We start from the raw sequence: 14,567 nt of genomic DNA, 5'->3' as shown, positions 1-14,567 counted from the left end.
GCGCGATCGACCGACCGGGTTCCCCTTGCAGGATCGCGCCGTCGCTTCGTCTTGAAGCGGCCAGACGCACAGGCTACCTTTCAGCCCTCATTCGAAACGTCCCGAAAGGATTACGACCATCGCCCGCAGACCCCACAACGCGCCGCCCACGCGCGACACCGGCCCCCGCATCAATGACCGCATCCGCGCCGTCGAGATCCGCCTGATCGGCGCCGACGGCGAAAATGTCGGCGTCGTCAGCCCGTCCCGCGCCCGCGAGATGGCCGAGGAGGCAGGTCTCGACCTCGTCGAGATCAGCCCGAACGCGAACCCGCCGGTCTGCAAGATCATGGATTTCGGCAAGTATAAGTACGAGACCCAGAAAAAAGAGGCCGAGGCCCGCAAGAAGCAGAAGACGATCGAGGTGAAGGAGGTGAAGTTCCGCCCCAACACCGACACGCATGACTACGACGTCAAGATGCGCAACGTGATGAGATTCCTGGAAAACGGCGACAAGGTGAAGGTCACCCTGCGCTTCCGCGGCCGCGAGATGGCGCACCAGAACCTGGGCCGCGAGCTGCTGGAGCGGGTGGCCGAGGACACCAAGGAAATCGGCAAGGTCGAGAACTTCCCGAGGATGGAAGGCCGCCAGATGGTGATGATGATCGGACCCTCCGCCCGCTGAGGGCGGTCCCGACCCGATGACAGCAGAAACCCCGGCCTTGCGCCGGGGTTTCGCGTTCTCGGGGCCGCCGCGAACCCCATGGGGACAAAAGGGCCCCGGCGGCTGCGGTCGGCCGGCCGTCGCTTGGGTTCGGCGGCCGGTCGCGGCACCGCCTTAACATGGGTCGGGAACCGCGCGTTCCGATCCTGCGCCGGCCGGGAGGGCGGCATCGGCCGGGATCGGCCGATCCGTCGGCCATGCGGCGCCGATGGGCCCCTGGCCCCCGGCGCCGCCCGACCCGATCGCTCAGGCCAGAAGACTGAAGGCCAGCCCCGCCGCGACCGACCCGGCGAGCGCCAGCGCGAGGTAGAGCGCGAAGACCGGCGGCCGCGCCAGCGCCCAGACCGCGATTGCGGCGGGCAGCGAGCTGACGCCGCCGGCCACGAGGAACGCGAGGCCCGCGCCGGGCGACATGCCCTGCTCGACCAGCCCGCCCACCAGCGGCAGCGCGGCATAGCCGTTCAGATAGGCCGGTACGCCGACCAGGGCGGCCAGCAGGACCGTGCCCGCCCCCGACCCGCCGAGCCATCCCGTGATCGTCTCGGCCGGGACGTATGCCAGCATCAGGCTCTCGAGCACGAAGGCGAGGGTCAGCCACTTGAGCAGGAACAGCGTGACCGAGACGGCCTCGCGGCGGAACCGCGCGCGGCGCTCACCCTCCTGCCAGAAGCGCCAGACCACCGGCTTCGGCGCGCGCAGCTTCGCGCCGCCGCAGCCGCCATTGCCGATGCCTTCGCGCAGCGGGTTCGACAGCGCCCCGCCCCGGCCCAGCGCCATCACCACATAGCCGCCCAGAAGGCCCAGCCCGATCGCGGCGGCGGTCTTGGCCAGCGCGAATTCCAGCCCCATGACGCCCCATGTCAGCATGAACATCGACGGGTCCATCACAGGCGAGGCCAGCCAGAAGGCCATCACCGCGCTCAGCGGCACGCCCATGGCCAGCAGCGCCGCGACCAGCGGGATCACCCCGCAGGAGCAGAAGGGCGACAGCGCCCCCACCAGCGCGGCGAAGACCACCATCATCACGGGCGCGCCCGAGAAGGCGCGCGCGATCAGGTTGTCGGCGCCCGTGGCCGAGGCATAGGCGGCCACGGCGATCGAGAGCAGAAGGAAGGGCGCGGTGCCGGCCAGGGCCTCCGCCGTGAAGACCAGCGAGGCCGTGCCCTGCGCGGGCCGGACCAGGAAGAGCACCGCCAGGATCGCGGCGGAGGCGAGCCAGACGCGCTGCCGCGAGAGGCCCTGCCAGAGGCGCGGGCGCGAAAGGGCGTGGGTGATGTCGGCCATGGAAAGCTCCTTTGTCTCAGGCAGCGTCGGTTTCGGTCAGGGCGACGCCGGTGCAGCATTCGGCGCTCAGGAAGCCCAGGAGCGCGGTCATCCGGTCGAACTCGGCGCAGCAACGGACCTCGCGGCCCGCGCGGGTCTGCGCCACCAGCCCGGCCAGAACCAGCGCACGGAGGTGATGGGCGAGCGTCGAAGGGGCCAGGCCCTCGTGCTCGGCGATGTCGCCCACGCGAAGGCCCTCGGGCCCCGCGCGCACCAGGAGCCGGAAGACCGAAAGCCGGGCCTCGTGCCCGAGGGCGGCGAGGGCCGTGGCGGCGGAAGGGGTGTCATAAGCCATGGCGAATCTATATAACCGGAAATCCGGTTGTGTCGAGTCTTTATGCACCGGGGACGGCCCGCTGGCGCGTTTTGCGGGGAGATGGCATCCTGCGCGCAATGGGACGGGACCCGGGGGGCTAGGCGGAATGGCGACGCGAGACGCCCTGATCGGATCCTGGCGGATGCAGGCCTGGACGCGCCGCTCGGTGGCGACGGGCGAGGTCACCGACGCGCTGGGGCCGGATCCCATCGGCTATATCGCCTATCACGCCGATGGCCGTATGATGGCCACCGTGTTCCGGCGCGACCGCCCGCCGCCCCGGCCCGCAGGCTGGTCTGAGGCACAGAAGGCCGGGCTCTTCGACGATATGCTGGCCTATGTCGCCTCCTATACGCTGGAGGAGGACCGCGTGCTGCACCATGTTGATGGCGCCTGGAACCCGAACTGGCAGGGCATCCTGTCCCGCCCCTTCACGCTCGACGGCGACCGGCTGGTCATCAGCGGCGCGCCCGGCATCGATCCGGCGACGGGCGAGGAGGTGGTCTACCGGATGGAATTCACGAAGGTCGGCGCCGACGGCTGAGGCGATAGCCTGCGGCACGCGTGCCGCCAACGAAAAGGGGCGGGATGACCCCGCCCCCCATCTTCGATTGTCGCGGGCCCGAAGGCTCAGGCCGCGTGCTTCACCGCCCGGGCGGTCATGACCTTCACCAGATGCGCACGGTAGGCGCCGTCGCCATGCAGGTCCGAGATCATCGAACCGGCATCCGGCGTCGCCAGCCCCGCGATCGCATCGGCCGAGAAGTTGCGCGACAGCGCCTCCTCGGCCTCGGTCCAGCGGAACACGCCGTCCGACGAGGCCCCGGTGATCGCCACCCGCACCCCGTCCGAGAACTTGGCGACGAAGGCCGCGACCAGCGGGAAGCGCGAGGCGGGCTGGATGAACTTCTCGTAGCAAGCGACCTCGGGCACCGGGAATTTCACCTCGGTGACGATCTCGCCTTCGTCCAGCGCGGTGGTGAACATACCCTGGAAATAGTCATCCGCCGCGATCTCGCGCGCGTTGGTGACCACGGTGGCGTTCGAGGCCAGCACGCCCGCCGGGTAGCAGGCCGAGGGGTCGTTGTTGGCGAGGCTGCCGCCGATCGTGCCGCGCGCGCGGACGGCCGGGTCGCCGATCCGGCCCGCCAGCGAGGCCAACGCCGGATAGCTCTCGGCGCATTCGCGCGCGACCTGCGCGTGGGTCGTGCCCCCGCCGATGCAGACGCGACCGTCATCGTCGATGCAGACGCCCTTGATCTCCTCGACGCCCGAAAGCGCGACCAGCTTGTCCATCTGCGCCAGCCGCGCCTTCATCGTGGGCAGCAGCGTCTGACCGCCGCCCAGCGCCTGCGCGTCCTCGTCCTTCAGGGCCGTGACGGCGTCCTGCAGGGTCGCGGGTTTCACCAGTTCGAAATTGTACATGTCTCTCTCCTCAGCCCTGCATCGCCGACCAGACCCGCGAAGGGGTCAGCGGCATGTCGATATGCGCCACCTTGTGCCCGCCCGACTGCAGCGCGTCGATCACGGCGTTCACGATCGAAGGCGGCGAGCCGATGGCCCCAGCCTCGCCGCAGCCCTTCACGCCCAGCGGATTGTGGGTGCAGGGCGTCTGGCAGGAATGGTCCACCTGGAACATCGGCAGGTCCGACGAGCGCGGCATGGAATAGTCCATGTAGCTGGCCGAAAGAAGCTGGCCGTCCTCGTCATAGGCGCAATTCTCGAGCAGCGCCTGGCCGATCCCCTGCGCCAGCCCGCCATGGACCTGGCCCTCGACGATCATCGGATTGACCACGTTGCCGAAATCGTCGGCGGCGGCGAAGGACAGCACCTCGACCCGGCCGGTCTCGGGATCGACCTCGACCTCGCAGGCATAGGCGCCCGCCGGGTAGGTGAAGTTGTTGGGATCGTAGAAGGCCGTCTCCTCCAGCCCTGGCTCGATATCCTCGAGCGGGTAGTTGTGGGGCACGTAGGCCGCGAGCGTCACGTCGCCCCAGGCCACCGACTTGTCGGTGCCCGCGACGGTGAACTTGCCGTCCTTGAGCTCGATATCGCCCTCCGAGGCCTCCATCAGGTGGGCCGCGATCTTCTTGGCCTTGGCGATGATCTTCTCGGTCGCGCGCACCATGGCCGAGCCGCCCACCGCGAGGCTGCGCGACCCGTAGGTGCCCATCCCCATCGGCGTGTTGGCGGTGTCGCCATGCACGATCTCGATCTGGTCCTCGTTGATGCCGATCATGTCGGCCACGACCTGGGCGAAGCTGGTCTCGTGCCCCTGCCCGTGGCTGTGCGAGCCCGTCATCACGACCAGCCCGCCGGTCGCGTTGACCCGCACCGTCGCGCTCTCGTAGAGACCCGCGCGCGCGCCGAGCTGCCCCACCAGCGAGGAGGGCGCGATGCCGCAAGCCTCGATATAGGAGTTGAGGCCCAGACCCCGAAGCTTGCCGCGGCTTTCGCTCTCCTTGCGGCGGGCCTCGAACCCGTCGCGGTCGATCATCTCGAGCAGCCGGTCCATCGTCGCGTTGTAGTCGCCGGTGTCGTATTCGACGGCCACGGGCGTGGCGTAGGGGAACTCGGTCACGAAGTTCTGCCGCCGGAGCGCGACCGGGTCGACGCCCAGCTCGCGCGCGGCCATGTCGATCACGCGCTCCAGCTGGAAGGTCGCCTCGGGCCGGCCGGCGCCGCGATAGGCGTCGACGGGCACGGTGTTGGTGAAGACGGCCTTCACGTTCACGTAGATCAGCGGCGTCTTGTAATTGCCCGCCATCAGCGTGCCGTGCAGCCAGGTCGGCACCGAGGGCGCGAATGTCGAAAGATAGGCGCCCATGTTGGCGTGGGTCTCAGTCCGGATGGCGGTGAAATTGTTGTCGGCGTCCAGCGCCAGCTCGATCTTGGTGACATGGTCGCGGCCATGGGCGTCCGACATGAACGCCTCCGAGCGCGAGGCGGTCCATTTCACCGGCCGGCCGAGCGCCTTGGCGGCGAAGGTGCAGAAGGCTTCCTCGGCGTAGTGGAAGATCTTGGTGCCGAAGCCGCCGCCCACATCCGGGGCCACGACGCGCAGCTTGTGCTCGGGGATGCCCAGCACGAAGGCGCCCATCAGCAGGCGGATGACGTGCGGGTTCTGCGAGGTGGTGTAGAGCGTGCTGGAATCGTCGTGCTGGGCATAGTCGCCCACCGCCACGCGCGGCTCCATCGGGTTGGCGACGAGGCGGTTGTTCACCAGCTCCAGCGTGGTGACATGCGCGGCCTCGGCGATAGCCTTGTCCACGGCCTCGCGGTTCTCCTCGACGAAGCCCCAGTCGTAGCAGAGATTGTCGTTGAGATCGTCATGGACCTTCGGTGCGCCCTCGGCGAGCGCCTTCTTCATGTCGATGACGGCGGGCAGGTCCTCGATATCGACCACGATCGCTTCGGCGGCGTCGCGGGCCTGTTCGCGCGTCTCGGCCACGACGGCGGCGATCGGGTCGCCCACGTGCCGCACTTTGCCCTCGGCGAGGATCGGGTGCTTGGGCTCCTGCATCGGGTTGCCCTGCCGGTCGGTGATCTGCCAGCCGCACGGGATGCCGCCGACGGCGTCAAAATCGGCAGCGGTGAAGACGCGGATCACGCCCTCCATGGCTTCCGCGGCCGAGGCGTCGATCCCCTTGATCCGGCCATGGGCCACGTCCGAGCGCAGGAAGGCCACGTGGGCCTGTCCGGCCACGTTGATGTCGTCGGTGTAGCGACCCTTCCCCGTCAGGAAGCGCACGTCCTCGCGCCGCTTGGGGCTGGCGCCGATTCCGGTGTCTTTGGGCATCTGTCTTTCCTCCCAGAAGTCGACCCGTCGGGCGGGCCGTTATGCCGTGGCGGGGCGCGCTAACCTCCCGTGATGAGCGCGATCCCCAGGATGAGCTGGCAGACCACGCCGCCAGCGAAGAGAAGCGTCCGCACGACCGGGATGCCGGCGGTGTAGACGACGAAATGCGCGAGCCGCAGCCAGAAATAGGCCGCCGCGGCCAGCGCCGTCAGCGCGGTGCCCGCCCCGGTCAGGGCGACGCCCAGTGCCAACGGCGCGAAGACGACCAGATTTTCGACCGCATTGCGATGCGCCCATTGCGCGCGCTGCGCCCAGTCGGCGGCGCCCACCTCGTCGCCCTTGCGCCGGGTCAGCGCGCCGACGAGGCCGCGCTCGCCGATGAAGGACAGGATGTAGGGCACCCAGAGCAGGCCCGTCATCACGGCCGTGGCCGCCATCCAGAAAAGCTCGGGCGCCATCTGCCGCTACCTCCGCCCGGGCGCGAGGCCCGAGGGCGCGGGGGCGCCGGGCCGGATTGGCAGGATGATCAGCATGGTCGGTTCTCCCTTCGGCGGCCCCGGGGCCACCCGGTCGTCCAGAAGGGGACGCGGCTCCTCCCTCCGCGTCCCCGAGGAGGCGGGGGCCGGACGCCCCCGCCCCCTGTCCTGCAAATCTATTCGGCCGCGACGGGCTCCACCGTCTGGCCCGAGGCCGCCATCACCGCCTTGACGATGTTGTGGTAGCCCGTGCAGCGGCAGATATTGCCCTCGAGGTAATGGCGCACCTCGGCCTCGGTCGGCTTCGGGTTCTCGTCCAGCAGCGCCGCCGCGGACATCACCATGCCCGGCGTGCAGAAGCCGCATTGCAGCCCGTGGTAATCCTGGAAGGCCTGCTGCACGCGGCCCAGCGTGCCGTCGGCATTGGCCATGCCCTCGATCGTCCGGACCTCGGCGCCCTCCAGCTCCTGCGCCAGGACCGAGCAGGCCTTGACCGGCGCGCCGTTGACGTGGACGACGCAGGCGCCGCACTGGCTGGTGTCGCAACCGACATGGGTGCCCGTCAGGCGCAGCCCCTCGCGCAGCCAGTCGACCAGCAGGGTGCGGCCCTCGGCTTCGGCGCTGCGGCTCTTGCCGTTCACCGTCATCGTGACTTTCGTCATGTTTTCCTCCCTCTCTTGCAGGCAGGAAAGCAGATGGGCGCGCGGCTGGGAAGCGTCTATTTCGCCGCGTCGCCCCGCGGTTGCGCGCGCCTGCGCCGTTCGCGCGGTTGGGGTCGGGTCGGGATCTCCTTGAGCAGACCGCCCACCCCCATCGCCGCGATCTCGGCATCGCCGACGGGCACGCCGCAGGCCACGCGCTCCAGCACCCAGTCGGCACCGTTGAGCGCGGGCGACCGCGCGCAGCCCGGCAGGCCGATCACCTCCGCCCCGTCCAGCGTGCCCAGAAACAGCAGGTTGCCCGGATCGACCGGCATGCCGAAGCGGGTCAGCCGCCCGCCCGCCGCCACCAGCGCCGCCGGTCCCACGTCGCGGATATCCGAGGTCGCCGAGGCGGTCAGCACCAGCCGCAGCGGCGCGCGGCATCCGGCCAGCGCGGCCCGCAGGGTCTCGGCCGTATGGGGCACGCGGTGGATGGCATAGGCGATCCCCAGCCGGTCCAGCCGCATCGCGACGGCCTCGGCCCCGTCCGCCGCACCGTCGAGCTCGGTCACGATCAGGTCGGCCCGCGGCACGACCGGCCGGGCGAGCGACAGCGCCCCCCGTCCCGCGGCGCAGGCCCGATCCAGCGCGGCCCCGTCCACGGCGTAGGCGATGATCTTCACCGTCGCGGCCATCATGCCCGCGGTCACGCGCTGCCATTCCGGCAGGGTCGCCACCGTGATCGTCGGGTCGACCGCGTTCGCCGCTGCGATCTTCTCCGCATCGACGCGCAGGATGCCCGGCCCCTCCGCATGCAGGTTGGCCCGTCCGGTGAAGGCCTCGCGCAGCTCCAGCCCGTCGCCGCAGATCGCGGCGGCCAGGCGCGCGGCGGCCGGGTTCTCGCCCACGTCGCCCGGCTCCAGCCGGGCGGCGATCACCTCGGACAGGCCGGCCGCCCGCAGCCGCGCCACCGCCCCTGCGTCGAGGACCGTGCCCTTGCGCAGCCGCCCCTCCGGCGTGGCGACGGAATGCGCCAGCACCGCACCCTCCGCCTCGGCCAGCGGGGTCGGTCCGAATTTCATGGCTTCCGCAGCGCCTGCGTCATCGCGGCCAGGATCGCCACGGCGATCTCGCCGGGGCTTTGCGCCCCGATGTCGAGCCCCACCGGCGCGTCGATCCGCGCGATGGCCTCGGGCGAGAGCCCCGTCTCCTGCAACCGGGCGACGCGCTTGGCATGGGTGCGGGTCGAGCCCAGCGCGCCCACGTAGAAGGCCGGGCTGTCCAGCGCGATCCGCAGCGCGGGGTCGTCGAGCTTGGGGTCATGGGTCAGCAGCACCACCGCCGAGCGCGCGTCGGGCGCAAAGGCTGCCATGGCCTCGTCGGGCCAGTCATGGACCAGCCGCGTCTCCGGGAAGCGGTCGGCCGACGCGAAGGCCTCGCGCGGGTCGATCACCATCGGCGCATAACCCGCGAGCCGCGCCATCGGCACCAGCGCCTGCGCAATATGCACCCCGCCCACGACGGCCAGCCGCAGGGGCGGCGCGTGAAGGGTCACGAAGGTCCGGCCATCGGGCTCGAAGCCCGAGCGGTCCTCGCGCAGGCGGGCGCCCAGGTCGGACGCGTCGATCAGGGCGGTCGCCCCGTCCTCGACATTCGCGGCCTGTCCGACCGCCTCGTGGCGCACGCGCCGCGCGACCAGCTCCTCCAGCAGCTCGGGCGGCAGCGTCCCGCCCACGGGCTCGAGCAGGATGCGGATCGTGCCGCCGCAGGCCAGGCCCACGGCGAAAGCCTCGTCGTCGCTGACGCCGTATTCCAGCACGCGGTGCTTGCGGTCGCCCATCGCGTCCAGCGCCTCGGCCACAACGGCGCCCTCGACGCAGCCGCCCGAAACCGAACCGACGAGCTCGGCATCCTCCGAGATCGCGAGCTGACTGCCGCGCGGACGCGGCGCGCTGCCCCAGGTCTCGATCACCGTGGCCAGCGCCGCGCCCTTTCCGGCGCGGTGCCATTCCAGCGCGGCGCGCGGCGCATCGTCGAGTCGCTGCATGGATCACCTCCGGCCCGAAGGGTGCGGCCGGTGCGCGGCGGGTTCAAGGGCGAACCGCCGCGGCCCCCACCGCGTTACGCTGGGCCCATGCCGACACAGGAGAGTACAATGGCCGTCAAGCTGAACGATGCGGGGCTGCAGCATGCCCGCGAGCTGATCGACGCGAACCACTACGTCAAAGACAGCGACTGGGGCGAGGTGCAGCCCGGCCCGGACGCGGAGAACGCCAAAATCGACCGCGACGGCTACGATGGGTTCGGCGAATGGCACCTGGCAATCGACACGGAGGAGAGCGAGGGGACCAAGGGCCGCTTCAAGTTCGTCTTCGGCGATTTCGACCGACTGCACCGCAGCGCGCTGATCGCCTGCAAGCAGCGCGCGGGCGAATGGGGCTACGACGACGTGCTCGCCGCCGCGGACGACCTGCTGGCGAAGATCCCCGATCCGAACGCCTGAACGACGAACGGCCCGCCCCCTTCCGGGGACGGGCCGCGTCGTGAGAGGTCCCGCGCGTCAGTTGGCGGCGGCGGTCTGCAGCAGGTTGGTGATGCGGCGCACCGTGGCGCGGCGGTTGGCCCGCTCGTCGCCCTGCGTGTTCACCTTCAGGAACCGCTCGCCATAGCCCTGGACGACCATGTTCTCGACGGGGACGCCGAAATACTCGTTCAGCGCCAGCGCCAGCGTCTCCGCGCGGCGGTCCGAGAGGGCGAGGTTGTAGGCCGCGTCGCCCACCGCATCCGTGTGACCCTCGACGAGGAAGACCTCGCGCGGGTTGTCGCGGATGGCATCCAGCACCTCGCGGGCGAGACCGGTCAGGTTCTCCGCCTGCTCGGGCGCAATGGCCGCGGAGCCGGAGGCGAAGGTGACCGTGTCCACCTCGAAGGCCGGCGCCAGGGCGCGCACCTCGGCGATGTTGCGCACCTGCGCGAGGCTGAAGCGGCGATCCAGTTCGGCCTCGCGCGCCAGGGCGGCGCGCAGGGCGTCGTCGGTTCCGGTGCGGGTCGAGGGCGTCACGATCGGGGCCGGCGGCAGGGTCGCGACGTCGACCGGCTCGAAGGCGGCCGTGTCGTCGATCAGGATCACCTCGGAGCCGTCCGGCTGGATCAGAGTGCGGCGCAGGACGCGAAGCGAAGCGTCGCGCACGGTCACGACACGGCTGCCATCCTCGCGCGAGACGATGGTACGGGTCGAGCCGTCGTTGAAGGTCTCGGTCCGCACGTTCGAGCCGGCCTGACGCAGCAGCGCGTCATCGTCCTTGAGGACCTGCAGGGCGCCGTCGTCGCGCTGCACCACGACACGGTCGCCCGAGTTCGAGACGACGCGGGCGCGGTTGTTGAGGATCGTGCCGACGGCCAGGACGCCGAGGGCGCCCAGCGCGAATTTCTCGGCATTGCTGAGGCCCGACTCCTCCTGCGCGGCGGGGGCGGTGACCACGGCGCGGGTCGCGAAGTCTTCGTCCGAGGTGCGGACGTCTTCGGCGGTGAGCGTCTGCTCCTGCACGGCGACGCCCTCCTGCGGCTCCTCCTCCATCGGCGCGGCGGCGGCCGCGGCCGTGGTGGCGGCGGACCCCTCCTCCTCCGGGATGTCGAGCGCGCCCAGTGCGGCGGCGACGTCGGAGCGGGCCTCTTCCTGCTCGGCGGTCAGCTCGGGCTCGGGCTGGGCCGCGATCTCCTCGGCGATGGCGCTTTCGAGAACCGTCTCAACATCGGCCGCTTCCGGCGCCTCGGCGGTCTCGGGCGCGGCCGGGGCGGCGGGTTCGACCGCGGGCTCCTCGGTCGCGACCTCCTCGGCGGGCACGACGACCGGATCGGCGGCGGGCTCCTCGGCGATCTCCTCGACGGCCTGGTCGACCGGCTCGTCGGAGACGATCACGGCCTCCTCGGTTTCGGTCTCGGTGGCGAGGGGCGCCTCGGTGGCCATGTCGGCATCGGTCTCGGGCGCGGCCTCGGCCTCGGTGGCGACTTCGGCCTCCGGTTCGGCTTCGGCTTCGACGTCGGCCTCGGTGGCGACCTCGGCCTCCGGTTCGGCCTCGGCTTCGGCGGCTGGCGCCTCCTCCGCTTCTTCCTCGAGTGCTTCCCGCAGCGCCTCGGCGCCGTCCTCGACGCCGTCCTGCAGGAGCGTGGTCGCCGGATCGACAACGCCGTCATCGGCATTCTCGGCGCCCTCGATCAGCTGTTCGGCCGAGGTGTCAGGCAGGTTCTCGGTGACGCTTTCGATCACGGCCGAGTCGGCCCCGGCGGTGACGCCCGTCTGGGTCGCGACCTCGCCGTCGGAATCCTCGGGCACGAGGTCGGCGCCGACGCCGCCCTCGGTCTGGCCGGTGGCGATGGGCTCTTCGGGGGCGGGCTGGTCGAGGCCCAGCGTCTCCTCGACCTCGTCACCCGCGCCGGCGGCGCGGCCTTCGCCGGCGCCGGTGAAGCGCTGGATCCGCAGATCCTCCTCCGTAGCTTCGATCCCGGCCGCGGCCAGCGCGCCGACATAGCATTCGAGTTGCGAGGGCGGGTTGTTGAACTCGGCCACGCAATCGGCGGCGATCTGGTCGCGCGCGGCATCCTGCGCGAAGGCGGGCACCAAGGGCGGCAGGACCAGCGCGGCGCTGGCGACGAGAGCGGTGGTCGAACGGAAGGAACGGCGCATCGAGGCCTCCTGAAGGTGTGTGCGATTGCCCGGACAAACCCACGGTTCGAAGCGATGTTCCAGTCGCGGGGTGCGTTATCGGATAGCGCGGGCCCCGCGATGGGCGGGCTATCGCCTAGCCGCGGCGTCGCGCAGCCGCGCCAAGTCGCCCGGATCGTCGGGCCGCGACAGGACGGCGGCCAGATCCTCAAGCGCGGCGATCGAATGGCCCGCGCGGAAGGCGTCGACATGGGGCAGGAGCGCCCGGATTCCGGCGGCCTTGGGGGCGAAGCCGTCGAATCGCAAAAGCGGGTTGAGCCAGATGACGCGCCGAGCGCTCAGGTGCAGGCGACGCGCCTCGAAGGCCAGCCGGTCCGGGTCGCCGCGGTCCAGCCCGTCGGTGACCAGTAGCACGATGGCCCCCTGCCCCAGCACGCGGCGCGACCAGTCGCGGTTGAAGGCGTGCAGCGCGTCGCCGATCTCGCGTCCCGCCCTCCCAGTCCTGCGCCTCGGCCCCGGCGGCGGCCAGCGCGGCATCGACGTCGCGGGTCCGCAGGTGGCGCGTGATGTTGGTGAGCCGCGTGCCGAATGTGAAGCCGTGGACCTGTGCCCAGCCCTGCCCCTCGCGGTTGGCCACGGCGTGCAGGAAATGCAGCAGCGCGCGCGAATAGGCGGACATCGAGCCCGAGATGTCGCAAAGCGCCACCAGGTTCGGCCAGCGGGTCCGGGGCCGCGCGCGGCGCAGCGTCATGAGCTCGCCCTTGCGCAAGGCGGCCCGCAGCGTCGCGCGGCGGTCGATGCGGCCGCGCGGACTGCCCTCGGACCGGCGGCTGGGCAGCGGGTCGACGGGCAGCCTGAGCCGCGCAAGCATGCGCTTCGCTTCGGCCATCTCGGCATTCGACATCTGCTCGAAATCGAGGGTGCGGAGGCGTTCCCGGCCCGAGGCGGTGGCGGAGGCGTCGATCTCCAGCTCCTCGGCGGGCTCGGCCGTCTCGCCCTCGGGCTCGGGCAGTTGCGCCTGGTCGAGCAGCGCCTCGGCGGCGCGTTTCTCGGCCGGCTTCGCGCGCCGCTCCTCCTGCACGCCGCGCACGGTGGGCGTGAGCAGCCCCATCATGTGCTCCAGGTAGCGCGGGTCGCGCCAGTAGAGACGGAAGAGCTGCGCGAAGGTCGCGCGATGTTCGGGGCGCTGGACGAAGACCGAGTGCAGCGTGTGGAAGAAATCGGTGCGGTCGGTGAAGCCCGCGGCGGCCACCGCGCGCGCCGCCAGCAGGACCCGGTCCGCCCCCGCCGGCACGCCCGCCCGGCGCAGGGCGGCGGCGAAATGCGCGATATTGCCCGCGAGCTTGGGGTCGTCGGGCAGGTCGAGGGGGGCGATCTCGGACATCGGTCAGCCGGCCGGCGCGCCAGCGAGGAAACGATCGACGCGGTCCAGCATCTGCCGTTCGCGCCCGGGTGCTGCGAAGGCGACCAGCTTCCGATCGCGGATCATCATGCTCACCCCCGGTTCGTCTTCCTCCTGCGTCAGCGGGCGATCCGCCTCCGGCCGCAGGGCAGGCTCGGTCGCAATATCGACCGTGACCTGGAGGCCGGGATTGTCGCAGCTTTCGATGGTGAAGCCGTAGCGATGCTCCCACGCCCCATCGCAGCGCGCCGCGTACCAGCGCAGCAGGCCCTCGATCACGCCAGCTCCGCCCGCACCTCGTCGAGGATGCGCTTGGCCTCCGAGCCCTGCAGCTTCTGGATGTCGTCCTGATATTTCAGCAGCGCGCCCAGCGTGTCGGCGATGACCTCGGGGCTGAGCTCGATCATGTCGAGCGCCAGCAGGCATTTCGCCCAATCGAGCGTCTCGGCCACGCCCGGTTTCTTGAACAGGTCCTCGGTGCGCAGCGCCTGGACGAAGGCCACGACCTCGCGGCTGAGCGCCTCCGTCGCTTCCGGCGCGCGCGCGGCGAGGATCTCCATCTCGCGATCATGGGTCGGATAGTCGACCCAGTGGTAGAGGCAGCGGCGCTTGAGCGCGTCATGCACCTCGCGCGTGCGGTTCGAGGTCAGGATGACGATCGGCGGCTCGGGCGCCTTGACGGTCCCGGTCTCGGGGATCGTGACCTGATAGTCGGACAGCGCCTCCAGCAGAAAGGCCTCGAAGGGCGCGTCGGTGCGGTCGATCTCGTCGATGAGCAGGACCGGCGGCCCGGCCGGGTCGGGGCGCATCGCCTCGAGAAGCGGGCGGGCGATGAGGAACTGGTCCGAGAACAGGTCCGGCGGCGCCTCGTGCGTGACCTCGGCGCGGCGGATCGCGACCATCTGGGCGGCGAAGTTCCATTCGTAGACGGCCGAGGCCGCGTCCAGCCCCTCGTAGCATTGCAGCCGGATCAGCCGGCGCCCGAGGCTGGCGGCGATGGCCTTGGCGATCTCGGTCTTGCCGGTCCCCGCCTCGCCCTCGAGGAAGAGGGGGCGTTGTAGCTTGAGCGCGAGGAACACGACCGTCGCGAGCGCGCGGCCGCAGACGTAGTTCTGTCGGGCCAGCGCGGCCTGGACGTCGTCGATGCTTTCCATGCCGGGCATGGGGCATGAGCGGTGGGTCGGGGTCAAGCGGAGCCCGCCCCCACGAAAAAGGGGCCGCCCCGTCTCCGGGACGACCCCTCG

At 71.0% G+C, this 14,567-nt stretch carries 14 protein-coding genes and 1 pseudogene; 3 read left to right on the top strand and 12 right to left on the bottom strand.

Annotated elements, in window-relative coordinates; translation table 11 throughout:
• Positions 1-109 precede the first annotated feature (109 nt).
• Positions 110-664 carry a translation initiation factor IF-3 gene (gene infC / locus P8627_RS13910; RefSeq protein WP_456237546.1) on the top strand — a complete coding sequence of 185 codons (555 nt, stop codon included), beginning with the start codon at positions 110-112 and terminating at the stop codon, positions 662-664.
• A gap of 285 nt (positions 665-949) precedes the next feature.
• Here the strand turns inward: infC and P8627_RS13905 are convergent, their stop codons facing one another.
• On the bottom strand, positions 950-1,987 hold the full coding sequence (locus tag P8627_RS13905; RefSeq protein WP_279964802.1) for a permease: 1,038 nt from the start codon (positions 1,985-1,987) through the stop codon (positions 950-952).
• A 16-nt stretch (positions 1,988-2,003) separates the two neighbouring features.
• A complete protein-coding gene (locus P8627_RS13900) occupies positions 2,004-2,321 on the bottom strand; it encodes an ArsR/SmtB family transcription factor (RefSeq protein WP_279964801.1) in 318 nt (105 codons plus the stop codon).
• Between the two features lie 127 nt (positions 2,322-2,448).
• Between P8627_RS13900 and P8627_RS13895 the strand changes: the two genes are divergently transcribed.
• The gene (locus P8627_RS13895; RefSeq protein WP_279964800.1) at positions 2,449-2,886 is read left to right on the top strand and encodes a lipocalin-like domain-containing protein; all 438 of its coding nucleotides are present in this window, start codon (positions 2,449-2,451) and stop codon (positions 2,884-2,886) included.
• Between the two features lie 86 nt (positions 2,887-2,972).
• Here P8627_RS13895 and P8627_RS13890 read toward each other — a convergent pair whose 3' ends face one another.
• The 6 genes from P8627_RS13890 to P8627_RS13865 form a co-directional block, all read right to left on the bottom strand.
• Positions 2,973-3,767 (bottom strand): FAD binding domain-containing protein, encoded by a 795-nt coding sequence (locus P8627_RS13890; protein ID WP_279964799.1) that lies wholly within the window; start codon positions 3,765-3,767, stop codon positions 2,973-2,975.
• Between the two features lie 10 nt (positions 3,768-3,777).
• Complete coding sequence (locus tag P8627_RS13885; RefSeq protein WP_279964798.1) at positions 3,778-6,141, bottom strand: xanthine dehydrogenase family protein molybdopterin-binding subunit; 2,364 nt, start codon at positions 6,139-6,141, stop codon at positions 3,778-3,780.
• 59 nt (positions 6,142-6,200) lie between these two features.
• Positions 6,201-6,599, bottom strand: coding sequence for an MAPEG family protein (locus P8627_RS13880; RefSeq protein ID WP_279964797.1), 399 nt, complete (start codon positions 6,597-6,599; stop codon positions 6,201-6,203).
• A 194-nt stretch (positions 6,600-6,793) separates the two neighbouring features.
• Positions 6,794-7,279, bottom strand: coding sequence for a (2Fe-2S)-binding protein (locus P8627_RS13875; protein ID WP_279964796.1), 486 nt, complete (start codon positions 7,277-7,279; stop codon positions 6,794-6,796).
• A 56-nt stretch (positions 7,280-7,335) separates the two neighbouring features.
• Positions 7,336-8,340, bottom strand: coding sequence for a molybdopterin-binding protein (locus P8627_RS13870; RefSeq protein ID WP_279964795.1), 1,005 nt, complete (start codon positions 8,338-8,340; stop codon positions 7,336-7,338).
• On the bottom strand, positions 8,337-9,305 hold the full coding sequence (locus P8627_RS13865) for an XdhC family protein (RefSeq protein WP_279964793.1): 969 nt from the start codon (positions 9,303-9,305) through the stop codon (positions 8,337-8,339). Before P8627_RS13865 ends, P8627_RS13870 begins: the two co-directional genes overlap by 4 nt.
• A gap of 108 nt (positions 9,306-9,413) precedes the next feature.
• On the opposite strand from P8627_RS13865, the gene P8627_RS13860 reads away from it, so the two are divergent.
• Positions 9,414-9,761, top strand: a complete 348-nt coding sequence (locus P8627_RS13860) for a hypothetical protein (RefSeq protein WP_279964792.1) — start codon at positions 9,414-9,416, stop codon at positions 9,759-9,761.
• Between the two features lie 57 nt (positions 9,762-9,818).
• Here P8627_RS13860 and P8627_RS13855 read toward each other — a convergent pair whose 3' ends face one another.
• The 4 genes and pseudogenes from P8627_RS13855 to P8627_RS13840 all read right to left on the bottom strand — a co-directional run bounded on the left by P8627_RS13855 (position 9,819) and on the right by P8627_RS13840 (position 14,486).
• A complete protein-coding gene (locus P8627_RS13855) occupies positions 9,819-11,942 on the bottom strand; it encodes an OmpA family protein (RefSeq protein WP_279964791.1) in 2,124 nt (707 codons plus the stop codon).
• Between the two features lie 108 nt (positions 11,943-12,050).
• Positions 12,051-13,305 (bottom strand): annotated as a pseudogene (locus P8627_RS13850) (vWA domain-containing protein).
• A gap of 3 nt (positions 13,306-13,308) precedes the next feature.
• Complete coding sequence (locus tag P8627_RS13845; protein ID WP_279964790.1) at positions 13,309-13,602, bottom strand: Imm53 family immunity protein; 294 nt, start codon at positions 13,600-13,602, stop codon at positions 13,309-13,311.
• On the bottom strand, positions 13,599-14,486 hold the full coding sequence (locus tag P8627_RS13840) for an AAA family ATPase (RefSeq protein WP_279964788.1): 888 nt from the start codon (positions 14,484-14,486) through the stop codon (positions 13,599-13,601). Before P8627_RS13840 ends, P8627_RS13845 begins: the two co-directional genes overlap by 4 nt.
• Between the last annotated feature and the right edge of the window lie 81 nt (positions 14,487-14,567).

The organism is Jannaschia sp. GRR-S6-38 (assembly GCF_029853695.1).
Classification (GTDB): Bacteria; Pseudomonadota; Alphaproteobacteria; order Rhodobacterales; family Rhodobacteraceae; genus Jannaschia; species Jannaschia ovalis.
Note: the sequence above shows the minus strand (reverse complement) of the source record. Positions and strands in the feature narration are given on the sequence as shown.